Raw genomic sequence first — 25,193 nt, 5'->3', positions numbered from 1 at the left:
GTCTGGGCGGTGGGGGCTTCACGCCCCTTCAGGCGGGGAAGCGCCGGTCCACCCACCGCCACGCGAACTCCAGCCCCACCGCCGCCGCCACCGCGATACCCACAGCCGTCCAGGGCATCGTGATCCCCACCAGCTTCAGCGCGAAGAAGTCCTGGAGCCAGGGCACCACCAGCACCAGCAGGAACCCGAAGGCCATCGCCAGCACGAGGCCGAGCCGCCACCAGGTGTACGGGCGGGCGATGATCGCCAGGACCCACAGCGCGACCAGGAAGAGGGTCAGGGTCGCGGCGCTGGTCTCCGCCTCCAGGGCGCCCGGGCCGCCGTAGTGGGAGCGGGCGAGCAGATAGGTGAGGAACGTGGCCATCGCGGCGATGATGCCCGCGGGGATCGCGTACCGCATCACGAGCCGTACGAAGTGCGGCTTGGCACGCTCCTTGTTGGGCGCGAGGGCGAGGAAGAACGCCGGTACGCCGATGGTGAGGGTGGACAGCAGCGTCAGGTGGCGGGGCAGGAAGGGGTACTCCACCTGCCAGCACACCACCAGGACCGCCAGCAGCACCGAGTAGACCGTCTTCGTGAGGAAGAGGGTCGCCACCCGCGTGATGTTGCCGATGACCCGGCGGCCTTCGGCGACCACCGACGGCAGGGTGGAGAAGCTGTTGTTGAGCAGCACGATCTGGGCGACCGCCTTGGTGGCCTCCGAGCCCGAGCCCATGGAGACCCCGATGTCGGCGTCCTTGAGTGCGAGTACGTCGTTGACACCGTCGCCAGTCATGGCCACGTTGTGGCCCCGGGACTGGAGGGCGTCGACCATGTCCCGTTTCTGCCGCGGGGTGACTCGGCCGAAGACCGCGTTGGCGTCGAGCTCGGCGGCCATGGCGTCCCGGTCGGCGGGGAGCCGGCGGGCGTCCACGGTGTGCTCGGCACCGGGCAGCCCGAGCTTCCCCGCGACCGCGCCCACCGACACGGCGTTGTCGCCGGAGATGACCTTCGCCGCGACGTCCTGCTCCTCGAAGTAGGCGAGGGTTTCGGCGGCGTCGGGCCGCAGCCGCTGTTCCAGGACGACCAGGGCAGCGGGACGGACACCGGCCGCGGCATCGGACGCGTCAAGCTCGTCCGTCTCGGGCGCCGCGCGGGCGAGCAGCAGCACCCGCAGCCCCTTCTCGTTGAGCGCGTCGACGTCCGCGAGCGCGGGAGCGTCCGACGGAAGCAGCACGTCAGGCGCCCCGAGCAGCCACGCGGAGCTCTGGCCGTCGCCCTCGCTGAAGGCGGCGCCGCTGTACTTGCGGGCGGACGAGAACGGCAGCGAACGCGTACAGCGCCAGTCGTCGCTGTCCGGATACGCCTCGATGATCGCCTGGAGCGAGGCGTTGGGCCGGGGATCGGACTCCCCCAGCGCACCGAGCACCTTCTGCACGTAAGCCGGGTCGAAACCTCCGAGGACGCGCAACTCGGTGACGTCCATCCCGCCCTCGGTCAGCGTGCCGGTCTTGTCGAGGCAGACGACGCTGACCCGGGCGAGACCCTCGATCGCCGGCAGTTCCTGCACGAGGCACTGCTTGCGACCGAGCCTGATCACCCCGATCGCGAAGGCCACGGAGGTGAGCAGCACCAGCCCTTCGGGGATCATCGGGACGATCCCGCCGACGGTCCTGGCGATCAAGTCCTTGATGTCGTCGCCCTTCACCACCATCTGGCTGACGATCAGACCGATCGCCGTCGGGACCATCATCCAGGTCACGTACTTGAGGATGGTGGAGATACCGGACCGCAGTTCCGAGCTGACCAGGGTGAACCGCGACGCCTCCTCGGCGAGCTGCGCCGCGTACGCCTGCCGCCCCACCTTGGTGGCGGTGAAGGCGCCCCCGCCCGCCACCACGAAGCTGCCGGACATCACCTGGTCGCCGCACCGCTTGAGCACCGGGTCCGCCTCGCCGGTCAGCAGGGACTCGTCGACTTCCAGGTTGTCCGCCTCGGCCACCTCACCGTCGACCACGACCTTGTCGCCCGGTCCGAGTTCGATGAGGTCCCCGAGCACGATCGCGGATGTGGACACCTCGGCGGCGACCCCGTCGCGCCGCACGGTGGGTTTCGCCTCACCGATCACGGCGAGCCCGTCCAGGGTCTTCTTGGCCCGCAGCTCCTGGATGATGCCGATACCGGTGTTGGCGACGATCACGAAGCCGAACAGGGTGTCCTGGAAAGGCGCGACGATGAACATGATCACCCACAGCACACCGATCAGGGCGTTGAAGCGGGTGAAGACGTTGCCGCGGATGATGTCAGCGGTGGACCGGCTGCTGCGCAGGGGTACGTCGTTGATCTCGCCGCGCGCGACCCGTTCGGCCACCCCGGCGGCGGTGAGTCCGCCCGGGCAGTGGTGGACGGGCGGTGCGACGGGGTGTACGGGGTCGAGTTCCGCTCCCGCGTCGATGAGCGCACGGCCCTGGCCCGAGGCGGGCTCGGGGCGGCCGTCGCTCCCAGCCCGTTGCGTCATGCTCTCGACGGTACGGCGGGACGGGCGGGTTCACCCGCCGAGGAGGTCCGGATCAAGTCATGATCAGGACCGGTCTCCGGGGCCAGGTCTCCGGAGTGTCAGGTCGCGGGGTACACGGGGTCCCCGTCCCCGGCGGCGGCTGCCTGCGCGCGCTTGATCGCCGCATCCCGCTTGCGTACGTACCAGATGCCGATCAGCCCGAGTCCGCCTCCGGCCAGGCAGGTCCACACCCACCAGGTCAGCTCCCGCTCCGCGAACCAGCCGTAGAAGGGGACCTGCACGAGGAACAGGACGAACCAGATGATCGTGCCGCCGGTGATGGTGGCGACGACGGGCCCCTCAAGGGGCTCGGGTGCCTCGTGCCTGGGGGTCCACTTCGCCATGCGGCCAGTGTAGGGGGCTGCCCCAAGCGCCCGACGGGCCCCCGACGGGCTGCTGCCGAGGCTCTACCGCAGTCATCTACGCGCGGAGATACCAATCTTCATCTTATGCGTTCATACTGAAGCGGTTTACGCCCGGCCCGAATCCTTCGTATGAACATCCAAGGAACATTCGGAAAGCTCCGAGTAGCATGCGAGGACCGGCAAGTACCCCTTTCATGAGGTCCCGCATGCCCCGCACGCCCCCCGCCACCCCAGCGGACAACCCGCAGACCCCGGAATCCGCTCCGGAGGCGGGTGGCCACGGCGCCCCACACGGCCCGCTCGACCGCTTCTTCAGCGTCTCCGAGCGAGGCTCCACGATCTCCCGCGAGGTACGCGGCGGCTTCGCCACCTTCTTCGCGATGGCCTACATCATCGTCCTGAACCCGATCATCCTCGGCAGCGCGAAGGACATGTACGGGCACCAGCTCGACAGCGGCCAGCTGGTGACCGCCACCGTGCTCACCGCGGCCTTCACCACCCTGCTCATGGGCGTCATCGGCAATGTCCCGATCGCGCTGGCCGCCGGGCTCGGCGTGAACACCGTCGTCGCGCTCCAGCTCGCACCGCGGATGAGCTGGGCCGACGCCATGGGCATGGTGGTGCTCGCCGGCCTCATCGTGATGCTGCTGGTCGCGACGGGCCTGCGGGAGCGCGTGATGAACGCCGTGCCGCTCGGCCTACGCAAGGGCATCGCCATCGGCATCGGCCTGTTCATCATGCTGATCGGCCTGGTCGACTCGGGGTTCGTCTCCCGCATCCCGGACGCCGCCCACACCACCGTCCCGCTCCAGCTCGGCCTCACCGGCCACCTCGGCGGCTGGCCGGTACTGGTGTTCGCCCTGGGCACGCTGCTCACCCTCGCGCTGATGATCCGCAGGGTTCCAGGTGCCATCCTGATCTCGATCGTGGTGATGACCGGCGTCGCCGTCGTGATCCAGCTGGTCGCGAGCCTGCCGGGCACGGCATGGGGCCTCACCGTCCCCGGGTGGCCGGGCAACCCGGTGGCGACACCCGACTTCGGCCTCGTCGGAGAGGTCAGCCTCTTCGGCGGCTTCGAGAAGGTCGGACCACTGACGGGCGCGCTCTTCGTCTTCACCGTGCTGCTGTCCTGCTTCTTCGACGCGATGGGCACGATCCTCGGCGTCGGCGACGAGGCGAAGCTGACGGACGAGAAGGGCGAGTTCCCCGGGATCAACAAGGTCCTGATCGTGGACGGCATCGCCGTCGCGGCGGGCGGGGCGACCTCGTCCTCCGCCAACACCTGCTTCGTCGAGTCCACGGCGGGCGTCGGCGAGGGCGCCCGTACGGGTCTCGCCTCCGTCGTGACCGGCGCGCTGTTCGCGGTGTCGCTGTTCCTCACCCCGCTCGCCACGATGGTTCCGTCCCAGGCGGCGACGCCCGCGCTACTGGCGGTCGGCTTCCTGATCCTGGCGGGTTCGGTCAAGGAGATCGACTGGAGCGACTACACGGTGGCCGTGCCGGCGTTCCTTGCCATGGTGATGATGCCCTTCACGTACTCGATCACCAACGGCATCGGCATCGGCTCCATCGCCTTCACCGTGCTGCGGCTGGCAGCCGGGCGCGGCCGTGAGGTGCCGGTGGCGATGTACGTCGTCTCGGCGGTGTTCGTCTTCTACTACGCGATGCCCGCCCTGGGGCTCACATAGGTCGCACCGCCCCATCCGGCCCACGATCGGGCCCCGCCCGCCCGGGATCCCCGGCTGCGGCTCCACTCAGACGGAGGCTCGGCTCGGGACCCACCCGGACGGGACCGGCCCCATCAGTGGGGATTCGCCCGATCGGGTGAGTCGGTCGGGACCGTCACTCAGCGCCCGGGCCGGCCGTGGATCCCCGCCGCCCCTGCGGCTCCGGGGCCGAACCCCGGGCCGGCCCCGGGGCCGTAGAACCTCTCCGTCTCATCGACCGCCGCCTTGAAGCGTTCGTCGAAGTCGTCGCGCATGAGCGTCCGGACCACATAGTCCTGGACGCTCATGCCGCGTTTGGCGGCATGCTTCCGGAGCCGGGCAAGCAACTCCTCGTCCATTCTCAGACTGAGCACTGTCGATGCCATGTCAGCCAGGTTCGCTGGCCGGAACCGCTCGGCGCGTCACTTTCCGGCCTCGGGTCACCCATTCGGGTGACGCTTCGTACACCCGCCGCGCCCCACGGAAACCGGTTGGTACTTAGGCTGCGTAATGAGTTACGCTAATGAACATGCCTGACCTTTCCCGTCCCGCGGTGAACACCACAGCGGCCGAGGGCACACCGGCGGACGCCGCGATCGACGCCGCCGCGGTGGACTCCCTCCGCTCGGCCGTGATGCGGCTGGGCCGGCGCCTGAAGCACCAGCGCGTCGACGAGTCGCTGAGCCCCACCGAGATGTCGGTGCTCGGCACCCTGGCCCGATGCGGTTCCGCCACCCCTGGTGAGCTGGCCCGCAGAGAGCATGTGCAGCCGCCGTCGATGACGCGCATCGTGGCACTGCTGGAGGCCAAGGGGCTGGTCCGGCTGGAGCCGCACCCCGATGACCGCCGGCAGAAGGTCGTCAGCCAGACCGAGCAGGCCGAGGCCATGCTCGAAGAGAGCCGCCGAAAGCGGAACGTCTGGCTGGCGTCCCTCGCCGAGGGTCTGGACGAGGACGAGTGGGCCAAGCTGCGCGCAGCGGCCCCGGTACTGGAGAAGCTGGCACACCTGACCCCACCGTCCGGGAACTGATCAAGCCGATCGGAACGCCCCGGACGTTCACCCGATCGGCGCAAGGAGGCGAGCCCTTTTGAGTACGGGACACGGAGCAGACTCCGCACCCGGACCGACCCCGAACCGCAACCCGAACCCCACCCCCGAGCCGGCACCCGGGCCACCCGTCGAGGACACGGGGAAGAAGAGCACGACCTTCTCGTCCCTCAAGGTCCGCAACTACCGGCTGTTCTTCACCGGAGCCATCGTCTCCAACACGGGCACCTGGATGGCCCGGATCACCCAGGACTGGCTCGTCCTGAGCCTCACCGGCTCCGCGGCCGCCGTCGGCATCACGACGGCCCTCCAGTTCCTGCCGATGCTGCTCTTCGGCCTCTACGGCGGCGTCATCGCCGACCGGTATCCCAAGCGCAACATCCTGCTGCTCACACAGACCGCGCTCGGACTGTGCGGGCTCGCGCTCGCCGTCCTCACCCTCTCGGGACACGTCCAGGTCTGGCACGTGTACCTGATCGCGCTCCTGCTCGGCATGGTCACGGTGGTCGACAACCCGACCCGGCAGTCCTTCGTCTCCGAGATGGTCGGCCCGGACCAGATCCGCAACGCCGTCAGCCTGAACTCGGCGAACTTCCAGTCGGCCCGACTGGTCGGCCCGGCCGTCGCCGGTGCCCTGATCAGCATGGTGGGCAGCGGCTGGGCGTTCCTGCTCAACGGGCTGTTCTTCCTGGCCCCCGTGATCGCGCTGCTGCGTATGCGCACCAACGAGCTGCACAGGGTCGAACGCGTCCCACGCGGCAAGGGACAGCTCCGCGAAGGGCTGAAGTACGTCGCCGGGCGGCCCGAGCTGATCTGGCCGATCGTGCTGATCGGATTCGTCGGCACCTTCGCGTTCAACTTCCCGATCTGGCTGACGGCCTTCGCCGACCAGGTCTTCCATGTCGGCCCCGGCGGCTACGGCCTGCTCAACACCCTGATGGCGGCCGGTTCCCTGGCGGGCGCGCTGCTGTCAGCCCGCCGTGGCTCCTCCAGGCTGCGGATGCTGGTCGCGGCGGCGGCTCTGTTCGGCGCGCTGGAGATCGTGGCGGCCCTTTCGCCGTCCTTCTGGATGTTCGCGCTGCTGCTCGTACCGCTCGGCACGATCGGCCTGACGGTCAACGTCACCGCGAACTCCTCGGTGCAGCTGGCCACCGACCCGACGATGCGGGGCCGGGTGATGAGCCTGTACATGATGGTCTTCTTCGGCGGTACACCGCTGGGCGCCCCCTTCGTCGGCTGGATCACCGACACCTACGGCGCCCGCGTCGGCTTCGCCACCGGCGGCGCGGTCTCGCTGGTCGCCGCGGCGGCGATCGGCCTGATCCTGGTACGGGTCGGGGGCCTGCGGATGCGCGTGGACCTGCGGCAGGGCCGCCCACGGGTGCGCTTCGTACCACGCGAACAGCGCGAGCTCACCGCGGTGGCCTGAGGGAGACCGTGTCTCGCCGTAAGGCCCGTGAGACGGGCCCGGCCCCCGGCCGGTCCGGGCCCGTTCGCGCCCCCCTGTCGCCCCCTTCCCCGTGACCGCAGAAGGGGTGCCCGATCAGCAGGCTGCACCCGACGAGCGGTTCCTCGGATCGCGTCCGCTGAAGGGTTCGGCGGGTCGCGACCCGATGACGACGGTCGCGTACCACTCATCCGAGGTGGCGACCCTCGGCACCAGCCCCCCGCTCGCCACCGCGTCCACCGCCGCCGCCGCCTGCCGTTCGCTCGTCTCGAACAGCAGGCACCCGCCCGGCGCCAGCCACGACCGCGCCTGAGCCGTCACCCGCCGCAGCACGTCGAGCCCGTCCGCACCGCCGTCCAGCGCGACCAGCGGCTCGTACATCCGGGCTTCGGCAGGCAGCAGTTGGACGTCCCCGGTGGGTACGTAGGGGACGTTCGCGGCGAGGATGCCGATCCGTCCCCGGAGCTCACCGAGCAGCGGCGCGAAGAGGTCACCCTGGTACACCCGCCCGCCGTACGCCTCCACGTTGCGCCGGGCGCACCGCACCGCCGCCGGTTCGACGTCGGCGGCGTGCAGTTCCACCTCACCGTCCAGGCCGGCCGCGAGTGCGGCTCCCACCGCGCCCGTACCGCAGCAGAGGTCCACGACGAGGGTCGCGTCCGGGCGGGCGTCGAGTGCCTGCCGTACGAGGAACTCCGTACGGCGCCTGGGCACGAACACCCCGGCTTCCACGGCGATCCGCAATCCGCTGAACTCGGCCCAGCCGAGTACGTGTTCCAGGGGGTGGCCTTCGGCGCGCCGCTCGACCATGGCGGTGAGTTCGGCAGGGGTGCGTGCGGTGGACAGGATCAGTGCCGCCTCGTCTTCGGCGAAGACACAGCCGGCGGCACGCAGCCGGGCAGTGATGGCGGCGACGGCGGTGGCGGCGGCGGCGGCGGGCGAGTCGGGAGAAGAACCGGGAACAGAGGTGAGTGACACGGAGTCGGAAGCCTTTCGGAATACCGAGCGGGGCTCCCTCGACCGCCTACGACGACAGCGGCGGCGACGGCACAGAGGCGAGCACCCGGCCTGCAACAGCGGTAATGGGTCCCACCTCCTCTTTCCGGTCATGGCACAACGGGAGGCAAACTCTACCGGGGCTCACCTGCTGAAACCACCACACATGCGCCACGAGAGCCGCATGACCATGAGCGGGGTGCGAGCCCCGCGGGCCGCCCGCCGTACGCTGCCGCCTGAACCGCACCCCGTCAGCCGCCAGTTGGGAGCCCCCGTGAGTGATCGACCAAGCCGCCAGGCCAAGAAGCCGTTCCTTTACGTGGTCGTGTGCGCGTCCGGCATCGCGGACGATGTCGGCACGCTGATCAGCGCCGCGCAGGGAAGGCAGTGGGATGTGGGGGTCGTCGCCACACCGCAGGGGCTGAAGTTCATAGACGCCCAGGCCGTCGCGTCCCAGACCGGTTTCCCGATCCGCTCCGCCTGGCGCTCCCCGGGCGACCCGCGCCCGCTCCCGCCCGCTGACGCGATCGTGGTGGCTCCTGCCACGTTCAACACGATCAACAAGTGGGCGGCCGGGATCTCCGACACCCTGGCGCTCGGCATTCTGTGCGAGGCGTACGGCTTCGGCATCCCCACCGCCGCCCTGCCCTACCTCAACTCCGCCCAAGCCGCTCACCCGGCATACCGGCAGAGCCTGGACAGGCTGCGCGAGATGGGGGTCCTCATCGGCTCCCACGAACCGCACCCGCCGAAGGCGGACGGTGTGGCCGACAGCTTCCGCTGGGAGGAGGCTCTGGAGCTGATCGCTCCCCACCTGTCCGGCCGGCCGTAAGCCCCTGGCTTCCGTCCTCCTCGGCATGCTGCTGTGGCCGCAGCGATGTCGAAGCGTGCTTCACCAGCCTGCCCGCGCACCTCCGCGTCGCGGTCCATCGTGGGCATTGTGCTGTTGGAGCTCGACGGCGAATCTGGCAGCGGTCACGAAGTCCTCGTCATCGTGCAGAACGATCAGGCCAAGGTGCGCAGCTGTCGCGCTGATCTGAAGGTCCACGGCGGACAGCGCCTGGTGTGCACCATTCTCGGCAGCACGGCGTCGGATTCCACCGACCCATTGCGCCGCGCCCTCGGGAACAGGGGCGTCCGCGTACAGCTCGGCGAACATGGCGCTGCGCTCCTCGTACTCCTTCAGGTCGCGCGCCGAACGAAGGAACTCCGCCCGCTGCGGATGGCAAGAACGGACGGCGCCGTCCAGGGCGGTCTCCTGCCAGGCAAAGCGGAGACGCTCGTCGCGGAGACGCTCGTCGCGAAGCAGACGCCACAATGCGGACGAATCAAGCAGATATTCGCTCACTGAGAGTGAGTCTCCTTATCCGCACGATGTGCGGCTTCGGCTCCCTCTATGTTCCAGTTCCTCGCGAGTTCGACGCGGTGGGCCCGGCACCGCGTACCCGCTCACGGCAGCCGCCCCTCCCGGTTGACCTCCCTGACGCGAGCCCGCAGCACCTCCCCCGGCGTCGCGGACCGCAACGCCTCGGACGGGCAGTCCCACTCCCGGCCGCCGCCCGGGGGGCGGAGCTGGACATAGGGGCCCGCGGCGTCCATGACGCGGCCGATACGTCCGTCGCGGGAGTCGACGGCGAAGTCCCCGCGGCGGAAGCGGGGCGGCAATGGCGGGAGAGCGTCCATCAGCGGACCTCGTACAGGACGGCCGCGAGGCGCAGCGCGGTGTCCAGGTTGCAGCGGCCCAGGTCGACCAGCGGGTAGCCGCCCTCCTCGCTGGTGAGCGACAGCAGGTCCACCCGGATGGACGGCAGGGTCACTCCCTTCGAGTCGAGCTCGGCCCTCAGTTGGGCGACGACCTCTTCCGCCGCGCGGATTCTGTCTGCCGGTGGGACGTCCATCGGATACCTCCACTCTGGGTGTTCGCTTTCCGTACACAGCGTGGCGGGCCGAGGGATAGCCTGGCCAGTATTGGCGGCCAAACAACCCCACCTGCGTGACAGGGAGTTGACATGCCTGGTCCGAAGTGCCTCGACCCGTTCGCTTCGCCTCGGGCCCTGATCGGCGCGGAGTTGAGACATCTCCGTGAGCGTGCGGGCCTCAGCCAGCGCGAGCTCGGCGACCTCCTCCATGTGAGCGCCACCTTCATCGGGCAGCTTGAGGTGGGCACCCGGCGGATACAGCTGGGCCTCGCTCGCAGGCTCGACGAGAGGCTCGGCACGGGAGGGTTCTTCGAGCGCAACTGCACGGCTTCCGGCAGGTCGAAGTATCCGGACCACTGCATCCAGGTCGCCAGCTGGCGCAAGTCCTCCTACAGCGGTGGCAGCGGCGCCAACTGCCTGGAAGTCGCCGACGACCACCCCGGTATCGTCCCCGTCCGCGACTCCAAGGACCCCGAGGGCCCGAAGCTGGTGTTCCCGGCCGCCGCCTGGACCGCGTTCGTCACCGACGTCAAGCACTCCTGAGCAGAGCAGCGACACCCGCATGCCTCCGGTTCACACGATCCGGGGGCATGCCGCGTAAGGGCTGTCCCGTAATCCGCGGTGGATCAGAGCGCGGCGTCAGGTGTATGGGGTCTCCCCCGGCCCTTGGGGCCGAGGGGACGCAACGCAAGGCGGAGGGTCGCCCGCATACTGGGTGTATTCGGGCGATTCGACAACGCAGCGTGGGGGCACCTCCCGGCGAAGACAGGGGGAGTGCCGTAGCTGTCGTCGCGCGCCCGCCGGGGATTACGGGACAGCCCTTAGTCGGGCAGACCGGCGCGGCGCGCATGCCGATCGCTTCCCCGCCCTGAGTGTCGCCTTCTCCTCGGTGGCCGAGTCGGGCGGAGGTGACCAGGCCTGGGAGTTCGGGCTTCAATTATCCTGGACGGGTCGGCCGTGCTGATCGAACGCGACGACAGCTGACGGGTGCATGCTCCGGCGCACCGCAGACGGCAGCCGACGGGTGGCACCGACCGGCCCCCACGGCGAGTCTGCCCCCGGGCCGGGCGTCAGTTCCTCACTTCGTCACGCCGGGGCTGCCACCGGGGAGGTTCGGCGCGGCGCTCCAGGCCCCGATGGAACCTCCTGAAGGGGCCACGTTGTCGAGTGGGTGGCAGGGGTCCGCAGGGGACTCGCGCCCTCAGGGGGAGTGGTTCGTGGGTGACGGTGGTTCGGATCGGGACGCGGAGTTCTCGGACTTCGTGGTCGCGGCACACAGCTCACTGCTGCGCACGGCCCGTCTGCTGACGGGAGATCCGCACACTGCCGAGGACCTCGTACAGGCCGCGCTCGTACGGGTGTATCTGCGCTGGAGCCGCTCTGCGTCCTGGGCTTCGCCTCAGGCATACGCCCGCAAGGCCGTGGTGCATCTGTACGCGACCTGGCGCAGGCGCCGCTGGCACACGGAAGTCATCCGCACGGAGCGGGGCAGCACCCCGGACACACACGACATGGCGGGCAGCGCGGAAGCCCGGCTCGAACTGAGCCGCGCCCTGGCAGCTCTGCCGCGCGCCCAGCGGGCCGTGGTGGTGCTGCGCTTCTACGAGGACCTGTCGGTGGAAGAGACGGCCGACCTGCTCGGCTGTTCGCCCGGGACGGTCAAGAGCCGCACCAACAGGGCCTTGGAGCGGCTGCGCGCCGGGGGCGCGCTTGCCGGGTACGCGGGAAGGGGCACGAGATGATCGAGCAGGACGAGTACGAGATCCGGCAGGGCCTGCGAGAACTGGCGGAAGCCGATGGCACGGGAGGCGCGGCGCCCGTGGCAGCGGTGGTGGCCCGGGCCCGGCGGGTCCGCCACCGACGCCGGTCACTAGCCGCCGGAGCGGCGACGATGCTCGTGGCGGCGGGAGTCGTCGTGGGCACTGGCTGGAAGCCGGTGGGCACCGACAACGGAGCCCCGATCGCCGGCCCGTCCATCGCCGCGTCCGTCCGCGGACCGAGCGGCGATGAATTGGCCTCGCGCGTCACCCCCGGCTGGGGGGACCGCCCGCCGCAGCCTCCATCGGCGGATGGCGGCCCCCTGGACACCGGCCCGCGCAAGGCCGAGGACGGTGTCCGTTACCGCTACGACCTCTCGCGAGCCTGCGGTCTCGAGTACGCCGTGTTCGGTGGCCGCGTGTGGCAAGCGGAGCAGGCTTCCTCCGCCCTCTCCTGGGATGCGGACGCGGACCGCATGAGGGGCTTCATACGTTGGGAGACCGGCATCAACGACCGCGCCGAGCCTGACCTCGCGATCTTCGAAGCCGATATGCCGAACGCCGACACCACCGAGATCATCTTTCGACCGGCGCCGGGCACCGCGAAGCCGGAGTGCCTCGACAGGGAGCCGGAGCGCCGCCACTCCGAGGCATTCGCCGCGACGGTCGGCCCTCGCGACCCGGAGCCCGGCGTCCGGTACGTCTACGACTGGAACTCGGTCTGCGGCGCGAACTACATCGTGTTCGGCGGCGGCCTGTGGAAGTCCGATGATCTTGGTGGCCCGAAGGCCTTCGCGCTTCTCACGAACGACCGGCCCGGTCCTGCCTTCATCAAGCTCTCGGAAGACCGCGAAACCGCCGTGGTGGAGGGTGCTCGGATCAACGCACAGGACAAGCAGGTACTGAAGGAAGGCGGCTACGCCTACCACCGCGTGGACGACTTCGAGGCCGGCGACCTCAAGCGCTGCCGGGACGGCCTTGAGGCACTTCGGCGCATCGCGCGGGAAGGTACCCCGTGAAGCGTGTTGCGACAGCGGGCCTGGGATGCGCACCACTTGCTCGGCAAGGCCCCGCAGCGTCCCGCAGAAGGGTTCGTCCAGAACGGGGGCAGAGGCCGCGCTCGCGGCGGGCGACGACCTTGCCCTCGTTTCGGCCGCGGCGGAACCCGGCCCGGGACACGAGAGTGGAGCGGCTCTGCTCAACCCCCTGGAAATCACAGAACCGTTGATCCTACCGACCGACGAGCCTACAGGTCGCCTTCACGGCATGGAGTGACGGGACGCGTCACCATGGCCCGTGCGGCGGCGTCCGGTCGGGGGACATACGAGGCCCGTTGGCGGCACTCTGACCTGGGAGGACACAACTCCAGGATGCCCTATATGACATATGCCGGATTTGCGTTATCTGCGTGTTTTAAGGCGCTGGATCGACTTGTCCGTTCATGATCTTTCCGGCCGGATAACCCGCGAACAGCTTGGTTCTTCGGCTATCAGCGGATGATCGACCCGGCACCGAACGGAGCTCCAACCTGATGACACTACAAACCCGCACCGTAGCCCGCAGGCGAACCGCGTCTCGACTGGTCGCCGCAGCGGCATGTGCGGTTCTGCTCCAGGTGGCCGGTGGCATGCCGACCGCGATGGCAGCCGGAGCGGCTCATGCGGCCGCCGGGCAGAGCGGCACCACCACCCGCGCCCTACCCGCCGACTGCCTGGCGCAGAACGTCTACATCCTCGCCGGACCCAGGGGCCGATCCGAGGGCACGTCGGTACAGCAGGTGGATCTGGGCAGTGGCGCAAGGACCGAGATCGGGAACTTCACCCCCGCTGCCGGGGTCGCGGTCAACGGGCTCGGCATGATGCCCGGCGGCACGATCGCCTGGGCGGTGTCCGAGGAAGAGGACTCCGGTACCGGGACGCAGACCGTGTTCCAGCTCGATCTGAACACCAACACCACCACCATGTACGCCGGTGCGGCCAAGGTGGGCGACGACGATGCGCGGGAGACCGTGCGCGGGGCGATGAACCCGACCAACGGCTGGTTCTACTACTCCCACTCCGCGGAGAACCCGGCCGACTCGAACCGCCCGACCACCCAGGTCATCTACGCGTTCGACACCGTGAACAACGTCAGCATCGGCGCCGTCGGCACGCTGACCGACCCGCGGTTCAACGGCAGCTCCGGCGACATGGTCTTCGACTCCGCGGGCAATCTGTACATGGTCATCTCCACTCCGGAGAACCTCGCCCCCGGCGGGATCAACTCGGCACTGGTGCGGATCAACGAGGACCTGCCCGCCATCCCCGGCAACATCGCGCTGACGGCGGACCTGCTCGCCGACCTGCCCGACGGCGCCGCGTACGGCGTCACCCTCGGCGCGGACGGCTACCTGTACACCACCCGGGCCCGAGTGACCCCGGCCGGTGAGCTTTTCAAGATCAACCCGAACAGCGGGGCGCTGGTCTCCAGCACGCAGATGACCGCCCCGGCCGACACTGACCCGACCCCGGTCGACGCGGGCAACTGCTCGTACGGACCCAACGTCGCCTCCCAGGTGGACCGCCCCGGACGAGCCGAGCCGAACGACCAGTTCACGGTCACCATCACCGGAAACGGAGTGACCTCCGGCAATTCCGGCACCACGACCGGCGCGGACCCCGGCCCGCAGAACACCCCCGAGGAGATGGCAGGACCGCTCCCCAGCGTCGCGGGCGCGACCTACGACTTCACCCAGGAACCGGCGAACGGCGCCGACCCGGCCGACTACACCACCACCTACGAGTGCGTGGACACCGCGCACGGCAACGCGCTGCTGACCCAGGGCACGGGCAGCTCGTTCCAGTACACCGTCCCGGCGTCCGGCGACGGCCGCGGTGTGGCCGTGCTCTGCACCTTCACCGACACACCCGTCACGACGCCGCCCGCCCCGTCCACCCTTGAGGTCGTCAAGACCGCCGTGGTCCGTGACGTCGAGGGCGGCCGTGGTCCGTGACGTCGCCGTGGTCCGTGACGTCGAGGGCGGCCGTGTGGTCACGTACGCCCTCAGGGTCACCAACACCAGCACCAACCCGGCCACCGGAGTCCGGCCCGAGGACGACCTGTCCGACGTGGTCGACAACGCCACGTACAACAACGACGCTCAGGCGTCCACGGGCGGGATGAGCTATGAGGCGCCGGAGATCGTCTGACTCGGCGGCCTCCAGCCGGGCCAGAGCGCGACGATCACCTACTCGGTGACCGTCGAGCCGGACGACCAACTGGTGAACAACGTCACCGCCACCGCACCGAACAGCAACTGCCCCGGCGATCCTGAGTGCAGCACCACCACCACGACCCCGGTCGGCGAGGACCCCGACCCGGGCCTGACAGCGGCAACCGACTGAACGCTTCCGAGTCCCGAGCGAAGGGCCGGGGCTGCGCGAGACGCGCAGCCCCGGCTTCTTTCGTGCATCGTCCGAGTGCTTTCGCGTACGCCCTGAAACTTGAGCTTCGGCACTCGGGCCCTGCTTTGACGCAATGATCGAATAGCTTCAGCCCGTACGCCCATCCCGGGAGTTGACTTTGCGCGATGCACTTGCAACGTATGGCCATCAGGGGCTGGCTGTGCCGCATCCGAACAGGCCCCGATGGTGCGCGAGCACCAGCCGGGGCTTGACCGCCGAGATCGCAAGGAGCGATCCGATGACTGACAGCCAGTTCGGTTCGACGTCCCTGCCCGCGCACGGGCCCGAGCACCCGATGGCCGAACCGGGATACGGCAAGCGGACGGTTTCCCGCCGGCATCCGGCCACCACGTAGGCTTCGGGCCACTCGACCATACGGCCTACGGGGGATCGTGCCAGCACCTGGGGCCGCTGGAACTGGTCGGGAACCGCTGGATCATCGGTGACCCGAACCGCAAGGAGGAAGGCGGATGCGGAAGCCTCAGTCCAGGACCTGCGTCAGTTCGCTCCGGCTCGGCGAGTGGACGACACGGCCGAGCGCTCCGTTGACGATGGGCATGTAGGGCGGCACATGGCCGCACTCGACATTCGCGATGATCGGCACATCGAGGGCTCCGAGTGCGTCGATGACGGCCTCGTGCTGGCTGAGGGAAGGGCTGTCCGGCGCCTGGGTCCGGCCGACGAGAACCGCGTTCGCCCGGTCGAAGAAGCCGGCGAGCCTCATTCCGTGGAGGTTGCGGCAGATGCTGAAGGCATCGTGGCCGAACGCCTCCACATAGACGAGGAGTCCGTCCGGTGACGTGCTGTCGGCGAAGGCCGACGTGTCGAGGTAGGACGTCCCCGCGAGGTTGCACAGGATCTCGATGCAGCCGCCGATCAGCCTTCCCTCGGCTCGCACCTCCCCGTCCCCGTCGAGCCGGGTCCACGTGCCGACGGCGTCGAGCGTGTAGTCGCGCGCCTCGGGAAACATCGCGTAGTCGTCGAAGCCGACGGTCCGGTGGCGACCGGGCGGGGTCTGGGTGAAACGGTGGCCCGCTGGAGCCGCGACGATATCGAGCCACGATCGCAGCCCTTCGGGCACCCGGTAGGGCGTGTCCATGAGGTTGTTGCCGTGTACGGTCGCCACGCCGGTGAGCAGCGTCAGCGGTGTGAGCACGGTCGACATGTCGGAGTAGCCGACGACCCAGGTGGGCTCCGCCGCCCGCAACCGGTCCCAGTCCAGCAGCGGTACCAGGTCGATCGCGGTCTCACCGCCCCACGGCGGCACGACGGCCCTGATGGTGGGGTCGGTCAGCATCGACATCAGCTCGTCGGCGCGATCCGCGGCCGAGGCGCTGGCGTGCCCGGAGCCGTCCATGCACCTGCCTGTGACGACCTCGTATCCCCGGGCCTGAACGTATCGGACGGCGACGTTCAGGCGTTCGTTCAGCTCCTTCGGGACTCCGCTCGACGGGGAGGTGACACCGATGCGGTCGCCGGGGCGCAGGGGGCGCGGATAGCGAATGGACATATGCCGGATTCTGGCAGGGCGGCAGGCCCGAAGGCCATCGGGTTTCGCTGCCGGGATCCGGCTCGCGGGGCTACGGGCTCCGGGGGCGCGGACGTCCCGAGGACACGGCGGGGCGCGCTCGGTGACGTCGAAGTCCTTAGCCGCTGCCAGCGGTCCCGTTCGGGCTCACCGAGGGAAGAGTCCGGCGGACATCGGGGGCGGGCACCCGGCTCCGCGGCACCGCACCGGCGGAGGACGGACCGAGCGGAACAGCGAGATCAAGCCACCGACGTGCACCAGAAGTTCAGGCCAACGCATGCTGCTGCACGAACCGAATCAGTGCCGATCAGAATCGGACTCCCTGCGGCACACCGGAACGAACTGCGCTGGGATGGTCCGGATACGGCAGTCGTGGGCACCGTAGTCGGCAGTATCCGTCCTGGAGGCAAGTATGGAAGGCTTCACCGCGTCAGTCTCATTGGAGTCCGACCTAGCAAAGTCGGCCCTGGAGACTCCGGTATGCCAGTGCGGGAACCGGGAGCGGACGGGGGCCTCGGTCCCGCAGAGCGAAGCCCCGCCCGGGTCGGCGGAGGAGCGGTTCCGGGGGCTGCTGGAAGCGGCGCCGGACGCGATGGTGATCGTGGACGACGGCGGGACCATCCGCCTCGTCAACGCCCAGACCGAGGCCCTCTTCGGCTACCAGCGTGAAGAACTGCTGGGACGACCCGTCGAGATCCTCGTACCCCACCGCTTCCGCGACAACCACGCCACCCACCGCAACGGCTACACCGACAACAGACAGGTACGCCCCATGGGCGCCGGTCTCGAACTCCACGGCCTGCGCAAGAACGGCACCGAGTTCCCCGTCGAGATCAGCCTCAGCCCACTCGAAACCACCGACGGACTCCTCGTCTCCGCCGCCGTACGAGACGTCAGCGAACGCAAGGCGGCGGAGGAAAGGTTCCGTTCGCTACTTGAGTCGGCGCCGGACGCGATGGTGATCGTGGACGACGGCGGGACCATCCGCCTCGTCAACGCCCAGACCGAGGCCCTCTTCGGCTACCAGCGTGAAGAACTGCTGGGACGACCCGTCGAGATCCTCGTACCCCACCGCTTCCGCGACAACCACGCCACCCACCGCAACGGCTACACCGACAACAGACAGGTACGCCCCATGGGCGCCGGTCTCGAACTCCACGGCCTGCGCAAGAACGGCACCGAGTTCCCCGTCGAGATCAGCCTCAGCCCACTCGAAACCACCGACGGACTCCTCGTCTCCGCCGCCGTACGAGACGTCAGCGAACGCAAGACGGCCGAGAACCAGCTCACCGCGCTGTATGAGCAGCAGCGGCATGTCGCGCTGACCCTCCAGCGCAGTCTGATGGGCACACCGCCCGCCGTCCCCGGGCTCACCACGGCCAGCCGCTATCTGCCGGCGACACAGGGCGCGGGTGTGGGGGGCGACTGGTTCGACCTCGTGCCGCTGGGGGCCGGACGGGTCGGCATCCTCATCGGCGACGTGATGGGGCGGGGCCTCGAAGCCGCAGCCATCATGGGGCAGTTGCGCTCGGCGGCGCACGCACTCGCGAAGACCGGAATGCAGCCACGGCAGCTGATGCAGTCACTGGACGCCATCGTCGCCGAGCTGGACGGCCCCGACCAACTGGTCACCTGCTGCTATCTGGTGCTGGCACCGGACGCGGGCGAGGTGACCGTGTGCTCCGCCGGCCATCTGCCGGCCCTGGTCGCCGAGCCTGGCCTGCCGGTACACGCGCTCGACGCGCCGGTGAGCGTGCCGCTGGGGGTCGGGGACCACCTCCACCAGCAGACCACCCTGGCAGTGGCGCCCGGCTCCAGCCTCGTCCTGTTCACGGACGGGTTGATAGAGACGCCCGAAGGCGATATCGAGGACCAGCTCGACGCGCTGGTCCACGCGCTGGACAAGGCATTCGCGTCCACGACCGGACTTGAGGACGCCGTGGACGACGTGCTCGCCTCCGTGCTGCCCGCCACCGAGCACCACCACGACGATGTGACCCTGCTCATCGCCCAGCTCCCCGCCGCTCCCCTGGCCACGGCATCGACCAAACTCGCCGCCACCGCCACCTCGGTGTCGAAGGCGCGTGCGTTCCTCACCGCATCGCTGCGTGCCTGGGGCCTTCACGGCCTCGTGGACAACGCGCAGCTGCTGGTGTCCGAAGTCGTCACCAACGCCATCCGGCACGGGCAGGGCCCGGTGCGGCTGAGCGTGCGCCGCAACACCACGGAGCTGACGGTGGAAGTGAGCGACAGCAGCCACCATCTGCCGCAGCCGCGCATCGCCGACGCGGACGACGAATCCGGCCGGGGGCTGATCCTGGTCGACACGCTCGCCGGGAGCTGGGGGGTGCGGCCGAACGACGACGGCAAGACGACCTGGTTCACGCTGCCGCTGGAGGCCGCATTGCCGTCATCGTCGCAGCTCGCCGCCGGGTGAGTGGACGCACCGTCGGGTCAGCGGACGGATCGTGGAAACGCCCGAGGGCGGCACCCCGGGGAGTGGGGTGCCGCCCTCGGTTTCAGGACGGTTGACCAACCATCGCTCGAAGAGCGTTCAGGTTGATCAGAAGTCCATGTCACCGCCCGGCATGCCGCCCGGAGCAGCCGCAGCGGCCTTCTCCGGCTTGTCGGCGATGACGGCCTCGGTGGTGAGGAACAGCGCGGCGATGGAGGCCGCGTTCTGCAGCGCGGAACGGGTCACCTTCGCCGGGTCGATGATGCCCTCGGCGACCAGGTCGACGTACTCGCCGGTCGCGGCGTTCAGGCCGTGGCCCGGGGTCAGGTTGCGCACCTTCTCCACCACCACACCGCCCTCAAGGCCGGCGTTGACGGCGATCTGCTTCAGCGGGGCCTCAAGCGCCAGCTTGACGGCGGCGGCACCGGTGGCCTCGTCGCCATCGAGCTCCAGCTTCTCGAACACCTGGGAGGCCTGGAGCAGGGCCACGCCACCACCGGCGACGATGCCCTCCTCGACGGCCGCCTTCGCGTTGCGAACGGCGTCCTCGATACGGTGCTTGCGCTCCTTGAGCTCCACCTCGGTCGCGGCACCGGCCTTGATGACGGCCACGCCGCCGGCCAGCTTCGCAAGGCGCTCCTGGAGCTTCTCGCGGTCGTAGTCCGAGTCGGAGTTCTCGATCTCGGCGCGGATCTGGTTGACGCGGCCCTGGACCTGGTCGCTGTCACCGGCACCGTCGACGATGGTCGTCTCGTCCTTGGTGATGACGACCTTGCGGGCGCGGCCCAGCAGGTCGACGCCGGCGTTCTCCAGCTTGAGGCCGACCTCCTCGGAGATGACCGTGCCACCGGTGAGGATGGCGATGTCGCCGAGCATGGCCTTGCGGCGGTCGCCGAAGCCCGGGGCCTTGACGGCGACCGACTTGAAGGTGCCGCGGATCTTGTTGACGACCAGGGTCGACAGGGCCTCGCCCTCGACGTCCTCGGCGATGATCAGCAGCGGCTTGCCCGACTGCATGACCTTCTCCAGCAGCGGGAGCAGGTCCTTGACCGAGGAGATCTTGGAGTTGGCGATCAGGATGTACGGGTCCTCCAGAGAGGCCTCCATACGCTCCATGTCGGTGGCGAAGTACGCCGAGATGTAGCCCTTGTCGAAGCGCATACCCTCGGTGAGCTCCAGCTCCAGACCGAAGGTCTGGGACTCCTCGACGGTGATGACGCCTTCCTTGCCGACCTTGTCCATCGCCTCGGCGATCAGCTCGCCGATCTGGGTGTCGGCGGCGGAGATGGAGGCGGTGGAGGCGATCTGCTCCTTGGTCTCGACCTCCTTGGCCTGGTCGAGCAGCGCACCGGAGACGGCCTCGACGGCCTTCTCGATACCGCGCTTCAGAGCCATCGGGTTGGCACCGGCGGCGACGTTGCGCAGGCCCTCGCGGACCAGAGCCTGGGCGAGGACGGTCGCGGTGGTCGTACCGTCACCGGCGACGTCGTCCGTCTTCTTGGCGACTTCCTTGACCAGCTCGGCGCCGATCTTCTCGTACGGGTCCTCGAGCTCGATCTCCTTGGCGATGGAGACACCATCGTTGGTGATCGTGGGGGCGCCCCACTTCTTCTCGAGGACGACGTTGCGACCCTTGGGGCCGAGCGTCACCTTGACGGCGTCCGCGAGCTGGTTCATGCCGCGCTCGAGGCCGCGCCGTGCCTCCTCGTCGAACGCGATGATCTTGGCCATGTGAAGTGGTCCTCCCGGACTTGGGGGTCTCCCCGCACCCGAGGGCTGCGGGGGAGGATTGCTTCGGGACCGCGCTGGCGCCCGCGACGGACGGCCTGCATGCCTGTGGTTCCTTGCCCCACGCGGCCTGCGGGCCTCACCGACCCGGTCCTTCGTTGTCACTCTCACTCGTAGAGTGCTAACGCCAATGATTAGCACTCGGACCCCGAGAGTGCAAGCGGCTTCGAAGAAGCCTCGGATAAGGGTGGTGGTCGGTTGGGGCCTCCCCGCCGAAGGCAGGGGAAGGGAGGGAGCAAGCGGGCTCCGAAGAAGCCTCCCGGCGACCGCCGGAGTGCCGGGACCCGGGCAGCACGGAGGGCCCGCACCCCCTAGGTACGGGCCCTCCGTGACGTGATGCGCAGTTCTTCCGTCCGGCGCTCAGCCGGCCAGCCGGACCATGTCCGCCTGCGGCCCCTTCTGACCCTGCGAGATCTCGAACTCGACCCGCTGGCCCTCCTCCAGGGTGCGGTACCCGTCCATCTGGATCGCGCTGTAGTGGACGAAAACATCCGCACCACCGTCGACCGCGATGAAGCCGTACCCCTTCTCCGCGTTGAACCACTTGACGGTGCCCTGAGCCATGCCTAACTCCCCTATTACTGGCCCTTGCACAGGTCCACACTTCGCGGACCCGGGTCAGACCTCGCCCACGAAGAGTTCCCGTGAGTTCCCATGCCGGAAGCAGCCGGAAACCCTCATGAACGTGCGCCGGAACGCGTCGACCGCGGCTGAATGTATCTGTCCAACTGCCCTCTGCAACAGGTCAAACGGACGAGAAATCTGAGCATGGCCGATCGGGCAACCATGCTCAACTCCGAGCGTTCCCGGGCAAGTCGGGCCGGGCAAAGCACACAAAATGCGCAACTAGCTCGAACACTTTGGCTGTTTTCTATCGCAGGCAGAAGGATTCTCATATGCCCACGGCACAACCAGCGAGGGGAGACGAGCCCAACTCTACCGTGCGGCGCTCAACGGAATCGCCCCCTCCGCAGAGCTTGCGGAAGGGGCATACCGGGTGACGGAACGTGCTGTATCCAGGGTCAGCAAGGGCCGCCCGGAAGCGGCGGGGGCGCGACACCCGAGGGCGCGGAACGGGCCGTTCCAGGAGCGCTCGAAGGCGTCCGGAAGCGTCCCGAAGCCCGTGGTCCCAAGCCCGGACTTGAGGCGTCCGAGCGGCTCAGCAACCGCCGGCGACGGCGGGGATGATCGACACTCCGGCACCGTCGGGCGTCGCCGTCTCGAGACCCTGCTCGAAGCGGACGTCGTCGTCGTTCACATAGACGTTCACGAAGCGGCGCAGCTTGCCCTGGTCGTCCAGCACGCGGGCGGCGATGCCGACGTGGTTCTTCTCCAGGTCGGCGATCACCTCGGCGAGGGTGGTGCCCTCCGCCGTGACCTCGGCCCGGCCGCCGGTGTAGGTGCGCAGGATGGTGGGGATTCGGACATTGACGCTCATACGAGGCCAGCCTCTCGGAAGGAGTCCAGGTTGGGGCGGATGACAGCGGACATACCCGTGGTCGGGACCACCGCGTCGAGAGTCTTGAGGCCATCACCCGTGTTGACGACGACCGTGGTGAGCGAGGGGTCGATGGCACCGGCCTCGATCAGCTTCTTCGCCACACCGAGGGTGGTACCGCCCGCGGTCTCGGTGAAGATGCCCTCGGTGCGGGCCAGCAGCTTGACCGCCGCCACGATCTGCTCGTCCGTGACGTCCTCGACGGCTCCGCCCGTGCGGCGGCAGATGTCCAGGACGTAGGGACCGTCGGCCGGGTTGCCGATCGCCAGCGACTTGGCGATGGTGTCCGGCTTCTGCGGGCGTACGACGTCGTTGCCGGCCTTGAAGGCTGCGGACACCGGAGAGCAGCCCTCGGCCTGGGCGCCGAAGATCTTGTACGGCTTGTCCTCGACCAGCCCCAGCTTGATCAGCTCCTGCAGGCCCTTGTCGATCTTGGTGAGCTGGGAGCCGGACGCGATGGGGATGACGATCTGGTCGGGCAGCCGCCAGCCGAGCTGCTCGCAGATCTCGTAGGCCAGGGTCTTGGAGCCCTCGGCGTAGTACGGGCGCAGATTGACGTTGACGAAGCCCCAGCCCTCGCCTGCCGGGTCGCCGATGAGCTCGGAGCAGAAGCGGTTGACGTCGTCGTAGTTGCCCTCGATGCCGACGAGCTCGCCGCCGTAGACGGCGGCCATGACGACCTTGCCCTGCTCCAGGTCGTGCGGGATGAACACACAGGATCGAAATCCGGCGCGGGCCGCCGCGGCGCCGACGGCGCCCGCGAGATTTCCGGTGGAGGAGCAGGAGAGGGTGGTGAAGCCGAAGGCCCGCGCCGCCTCGATGGCCTGCGCGACGACACGGTCCTTGAAGGAGTGGGTCGGGTTTCCGGAGTCGTCCTTCACATACAGACCTCCGGTGACGCCCAGCTCACGGGCCAGGTTGTCGGCCTTGACGAGCTTCGTCCAGCCCGGGTTCAGATTGGGCTTGTCGGCCACGTCGGCGGGGACGGGCAGCAGCGGGGCGTAGCGCCAGATACTGGCCGGGCCGTTCTCGATCCGCTTGCGCAGGCTCTCGGGGTCGCCGGTGGGCAGGTCGTACGCCACTTCGAGCGGACCGAAGCAGAGCTCGCAGGCGAAGACGGGGCCGAGCGGGACGATCGCGCCGCACTCGCGACAGGAGAGCCCGGAGGCGGAGCCCAGGTCGACGGTGCGGGAAGTCTCGGAAGCGCCGGGGGTTTCGGGGGTGGCGTCTGTCTGTACAGCCATGGAGGCGAGGCCCTTTCTCCTCATCTTCCTCATGGCGCATCTCGCCATGAGACGGATTTGGCACCTTCCCTAGCCGGGAGCCTCGCGCGCCGCGGTGCTGGCACCGAGCTACGAGACCGGCTGGAGGGTTGCCGGGGCTTCAACGGGCCGTTTCCCTCTGCCCCTCTGGATGAGCGGTATGTGATTGTCGGCGGATGCGACAGCGACGCGTGCCGCACGCGACCGCGGTGGGTGCGATCCCGCACTCCCGCCCTATGCGGTGCGGTGTGCGCGATGCACTCGGCGGCGATCGGCATGCGATGGTCGTCCGCGTTGTTCAAGACTGTAACCGACCCCCCGGGGCGCTGAGACGGATCGTCCGATCCGCGAGACAGAGAGATGGAGATCACGTGCTGGAAGAGGTGGAGCGCTGGCTGGCCCGGCGGTCCTGGTCCGTGGCAGACCGCCCGCTCGACCGGCTCGTCGGCGCGAAGCGCGCGGCCCGCGGCGGTGGCACGGTCAGCGTGGTGCTCCCAGCCCTGAACGAGGAGGCGACGGTCGGTGAGATCGTCGGCGTCATCCGGCGCGAGCTGATGACGGACGAGGTGCCGCTGGTGGACGAGCTGGTGGTGGTGGACTCCGGCTCGACGGACCGCACGGCGGAGGTGGCGGCGAAGGCCGGGGCCCGGGTCGAGCACCGGGACGCGATACTTCCGCGGCTGCCGGCACTGCCAGGCAAGGGCGAGGTGCTGTGGCGCTCCCTCCTGGTGACCAGCGGAGAGATCGTGTGCTTCGTGGACGCGGACCTGAGGGAGTTCTCGGCGGACTTCGTGTCCGGGATCGTCGGCCCACTGCTGACCGAGCCGGATGTGGCGTTCGTGAAGGCGATGTACGACCGGCCGCTCGGTGACACCCCGGGCCAGGGCGGGCGGGTGACCGAGCTGGTGGCCAGGCCGCTCCTCAATCTGCACTGGCCACAGCTCGCCGGCTTCGTCCAGCCGCTGGGCGGGGAGTACGCGGCGCGGCGCTCGCTGTTGGAGCGGCTGCCGTTCCCGGTCGGCTACGGGGTCGAGCTCGGGCTGCTGGTGGACGCGCTGCACACGACCGGCCTCGACGCACTGGCCCAGGTGGACGTGGGCGTGCGACTGCACCGGCACCAGGACGGGCAGGCGCTGGGACGGATGGCGGCGGCGATCTACCGCACGGCCCAACTGCGTCTGTCACGCGGACATCTGGTGCGGCCGGCGCTGACGCAGTTCGAGCGGGGGGAGAACGGTTTCGTACCGCGGACGCATGAGGTGGACACGGAGGAGCGGCCTCCGATGACGGAGATCACGGAGTACGCGGCACACCGGGCGGCGTGAACGCGGACAGCGACCTCATACGACGACGCACACGGCCAGGTACGGCGACGTACAGCCACGCACCCACGCGGGTCCGCAGGTCCGCACATCCACACGTCCGGACAGAGATCCACACACCGC

The 25,193-nt window shown here is 69.2% G+C and carries 24 protein-coding genes, 1 pseudogene and 1 riboswitch; of the genes and pseudogenes, 13 read left to right on the top strand and 12 right to left on the bottom strand.

What is annotated here, in order from left to right:
• Nucleotides 1–28: 28 nt before the first annotated feature.
• Both V1460_RS03240 and V1460_RS03235 read right to left on the bottom strand, forming a co-directional pair.
• The gene (locus V1460_RS03240) at nucleotides 29–2,497 is read right to left on the bottom strand and encodes an HAD-IC family P-type ATPase (protein ID WP_338671996.1); all 2,469 of its coding nucleotides are present in this window, start codon (nucleotides 2,495–2,497) and stop codon (nucleotides 29–31) included.
• A gap of 98 nt (nucleotides 2,498–2,595) precedes the next feature.
• Nucleotides 2,596–2,880, bottom strand: coding sequence for a DUF2530 domain-containing protein (locus V1460_RS03235; protein WP_338671995.1), 285 nt, complete (start codon nucleotides 2,878–2,880; stop codon nucleotides 2,596–2,598).
• A gap of 227 nt (nucleotides 2,881–3,107) precedes the next feature.
• On the opposite strand from V1460_RS03235, the gene V1460_RS03230 reads away from it, so the two are divergent.
• Nucleotides 3,108–4,589, top strand: coding sequence for an NCS2 family permease (locus V1460_RS03230; protein ID WP_338671994.1), 1,482 nt, complete (start codon nucleotides 3,108–3,110; stop codon nucleotides 4,587–4,589).
• A gap of 158 nt (nucleotides 4,590–4,747) precedes the next feature.
• Here V1460_RS03230 and V1460_RS03225 read toward each other — a convergent pair whose 3' ends face one another.
• A complete protein-coding gene (locus tag V1460_RS03225; RefSeq protein ID WP_407077393.1) occupies nucleotides 4,748–4,993 on the bottom strand; it encodes a ribbon-helix-helix protein, CopG family in 246 nt (81 codons plus the stop codon).
• A 143-nt stretch (nucleotides 4,994–5,136) separates the two neighbouring features.
• On the opposite strand from V1460_RS03225, the gene V1460_RS03220 reads away from it, so the two are divergent.
• Together V1460_RS03220 and V1460_RS03215 are read left to right on the top strand one after the other, a co-directional pair.
• On the top strand, nucleotides 5,137–5,637 hold the full coding sequence (locus tag V1460_RS03220) for a MarR family winged helix-turn-helix transcriptional regulator (protein WP_407077392.1): 501 nt from the start codon (nucleotides 5,137–5,139) through the stop codon (nucleotides 5,635–5,637).
• 58 nt (nucleotides 5,638–5,695) lie between these two features.
• Nucleotides 5,696–7,084 (top strand): MFS transporter, encoded by a 1,389-nt coding sequence (locus V1460_RS03215; RefSeq protein ID WP_338671993.1) that lies wholly within the window; start codon nucleotides 5,696–5,698, stop codon nucleotides 7,082–7,084.
• A gap of 114 nt (nucleotides 7,085–7,198) precedes the next feature.
• Here the strand turns inward: V1460_RS03215 and V1460_RS03210 are convergent, their stop codons facing one another.
• Complete coding sequence (locus V1460_RS03210) at nucleotides 7,199–8,008, bottom strand: putative protein N(5)-glutamine methyltransferase (protein ID WP_338677875.1); 810 nt, start codon at nucleotides 8,006–8,008, stop codon at nucleotides 7,199–7,201.
• A 364-nt stretch (nucleotides 8,009–8,372) separates the two neighbouring features.
• Between V1460_RS03210 and V1460_RS03205 the strand changes: the two genes are divergently transcribed.
• On the top strand, nucleotides 8,373–8,930 hold the full coding sequence (locus V1460_RS03205; RefSeq protein ID WP_338671992.1) for a flavoprotein: 558 nt from the start codon (nucleotides 8,373–8,375) through the stop codon (nucleotides 8,928–8,930).
• 60 nt (nucleotides 8,931–8,990) lie between these two features.
• Here V1460_RS03205 and V1460_RS03200 read toward each other — a convergent pair whose 3' ends face one another.
• The 3 genes from V1460_RS03200 to V1460_RS03190 form a co-directional block, all read right to left on the bottom strand.
• Nucleotides 8,991–9,446 (bottom strand): PIN domain-containing protein, encoded by a 456-nt coding sequence (locus V1460_RS03200; protein ID WP_338671991.1) that lies wholly within the window; start codon nucleotides 9,444–9,446, stop codon nucleotides 8,991–8,993.
• Between the two features lie 101 nt (nucleotides 9,447–9,547).
• Nucleotides 9,548–9,781 (bottom strand): hypothetical protein, encoded by a 234-nt coding sequence (locus V1460_RS03195; protein WP_338671990.1) that lies wholly within the window; start codon nucleotides 9,779–9,781, stop codon nucleotides 9,548–9,550.
• On the bottom strand, nucleotides 9,781–9,996 hold the full coding sequence (locus V1460_RS03190; RefSeq protein ID WP_338671989.1) for a hypothetical protein: 216 nt from the start codon (nucleotides 9,994–9,996) through the stop codon (nucleotides 9,781–9,783). The genes V1460_RS03195 and V1460_RS03190 overlap by 1 nt, the downstream gene beginning before the upstream one ends.
• A 111-nt stretch (nucleotides 9,997–10,107) precedes the next feature.
• Here V1460_RS03190 and V1460_RS03185 point away from each other — a divergent pair.
• The 7 genes and pseudogenes from V1460_RS03185 to V1460_RS03155 all read left to right on the top strand — a co-directional run.
• A pseudogene (locus V1460_RS03185) lies at nucleotides 10,108–10,389 on the top strand (helix-turn-helix domain-containing protein); the annotation flags it as partial.
• Nucleotides 10,378–10,560, top strand: coding sequence for a DUF397 domain-containing protein (locus V1460_RS03180; protein WP_338677873.1), 183 nt, complete (start codon nucleotides 10,378–10,380; stop codon nucleotides 10,558–10,560). The pseudogene V1460_RS03185 and the gene V1460_RS03180, both read left to right, overlap by 12 nt.
• Nucleotides 10,561–11,234: 674 nt before the next feature.
• Nucleotides 11,235–11,759, top strand: coding sequence for a SigE family RNA polymerase sigma factor (locus V1460_RS03175; RefSeq protein ID WP_338671988.1), 525 nt, complete (start codon nucleotides 11,235–11,237; stop codon nucleotides 11,757–11,759).
• The gene (locus tag V1460_RS03170; protein ID WP_338671986.1) at nucleotides 11,756–12,793 is read left to right on the top strand and encodes a hypothetical protein; all 1,038 of its coding nucleotides are present in this window, start codon (nucleotides 11,756–11,758) and stop codon (nucleotides 12,791–12,793) included. Before V1460_RS03175 ends, V1460_RS03170 begins: the two co-directional genes overlap by 4 nt.
• A gap of 512 nt (nucleotides 12,794–13,305) precedes the next feature.
• Nucleotides 13,306–14,766: a hypothetical protein gene (locus V1460_RS03165; protein ID WP_338671985.1), complete on the top strand. Its 1,461-nt coding sequence runs from the start codon at nucleotides 13,306–13,308 to the stop codon at nucleotides 14,764–14,766.
• On the top strand, nucleotides 14,756–14,962 hold the full coding sequence (locus tag V1460_RS03160) for a hypothetical protein (RefSeq protein WP_338671984.1): 207 nt from the start codon (nucleotides 14,756–14,758) through the stop codon (nucleotides 14,960–14,962). Before V1460_RS03165 ends, V1460_RS03160 begins: the two co-directional genes overlap by 11 nt.
• A gap of 45 nt (nucleotides 14,963–15,007) precedes the next feature.
• Nucleotides 15,008–15,157, top strand: a complete 150-nt coding sequence (locus tag V1460_RS03155) for a hypothetical protein (protein WP_338671983.1) — start codon at nucleotides 15,008–15,010, stop codon at nucleotides 15,155–15,157.
• Nucleotides 15,158–15,698: 541 nt separating this feature from the next.
• Here the strand turns inward: V1460_RS03155 and V1460_RS03150 are convergent.
• A complete protein-coding gene (locus tag V1460_RS03150) occupies nucleotides 15,699–16,727 on the bottom strand; it encodes a S66 peptidase family protein (protein WP_338671981.1) in 1,029 nt (342 codons plus the stop codon).
• 430 nt (nucleotides 16,728–17,157) lie between these two features.
• On the opposite strand from V1460_RS03150, the gene V1460_RS03145 reads away from it, so the two are divergent.
• Nucleotides 17,158–19,182 carry a PAS domain S-box protein gene (locus V1460_RS03145; RefSeq protein ID WP_338671980.1) on the top strand — a complete coding sequence of 675 codons (2,025 nt, stop codon included), beginning with the start codon at nucleotides 17,158–17,160 and terminating at the stop codon, nucleotides 19,180–19,182.
• Nucleotides 19,183–19,308: 126 nt separating this feature from the next.
• Here the strand turns inward: V1460_RS03145 and groL are convergent, their stop codons facing one another.
• The 4 genes from groL to thrC all read right to left on the bottom strand — a co-directional run bounded on the left by groL (nucleotide 19,309) and on the right by thrC (nucleotide 23,730).
• Nucleotides 19,309–20,931, bottom strand: a complete 1,623-nt coding sequence (gene groL / locus V1460_RS03140; RefSeq protein WP_338671979.1) for a chaperonin GroEL — start codon at nucleotides 20,929–20,931, stop codon at nucleotides 19,309–19,311.
• A gap of 417 nt (nucleotides 20,932–21,348) precedes the next feature.
• The gene (locus tag V1460_RS03135) at nucleotides 21,349–21,552 is read right to left on the bottom strand and encodes a cold-shock protein (protein ID WP_009339379.1); all 204 of its coding nucleotides are present in this window, start codon (nucleotides 21,550–21,552) and stop codon (nucleotides 21,349–21,351) included.
• Nucleotides 21,553–22,147: 595 nt separating this feature from the next.
• Complete coding sequence (locus V1460_RS03130; RefSeq protein WP_338671978.1) at nucleotides 22,148–22,426, bottom strand: MoaD/ThiS family protein; 279 nt, start codon at nucleotides 22,424–22,426, stop codon at nucleotides 22,148–22,150.
• Nucleotides 22,423–23,730, bottom strand: coding sequence for a threonine synthase (gene thrC, locus V1460_RS03125; RefSeq protein WP_338671976.1), 1,308 nt, complete (start codon nucleotides 23,728–23,730; stop codon nucleotides 22,423–22,425). Before thrC ends, V1460_RS03130 begins: the two co-directional genes overlap by 4 nt.
• A gap of 17 nt (nucleotides 23,731–23,747) precedes the next feature.
• Nucleotides 23,748–23,906: riboswitch (SAM riboswitch) on the bottom strand.
• Between the two features lie 213 nt (nucleotides 23,907–24,119).
• On the opposite strand from thrC, the gene V1460_RS03120 reads away from it, so the two are divergent.
• Entirely contained in the window at nucleotides 24,120–25,073 is a 954-nt protein-coding gene (locus V1460_RS03120) for a glucosyl-3-phosphoglycerate synthase (RefSeq protein WP_338671975.1), read from the top strand.
• The last annotated feature ends 120 nt before the right edge of the window (nucleotides 25,074–25,193 follow it).

The organism is Streptomyces sp. SCSIO 30461 (assembly GCF_037023745.1).
GTDB lineage: Bacteria > Actinomycetota > Actinomycetes > Streptomycetales > Streptomycetaceae > Streptomyces.
The sequence above is the reverse complement of the archived record's forward strand: the minus strand, read 5'-3'. Positions and strand labels throughout refer to the sequence as shown.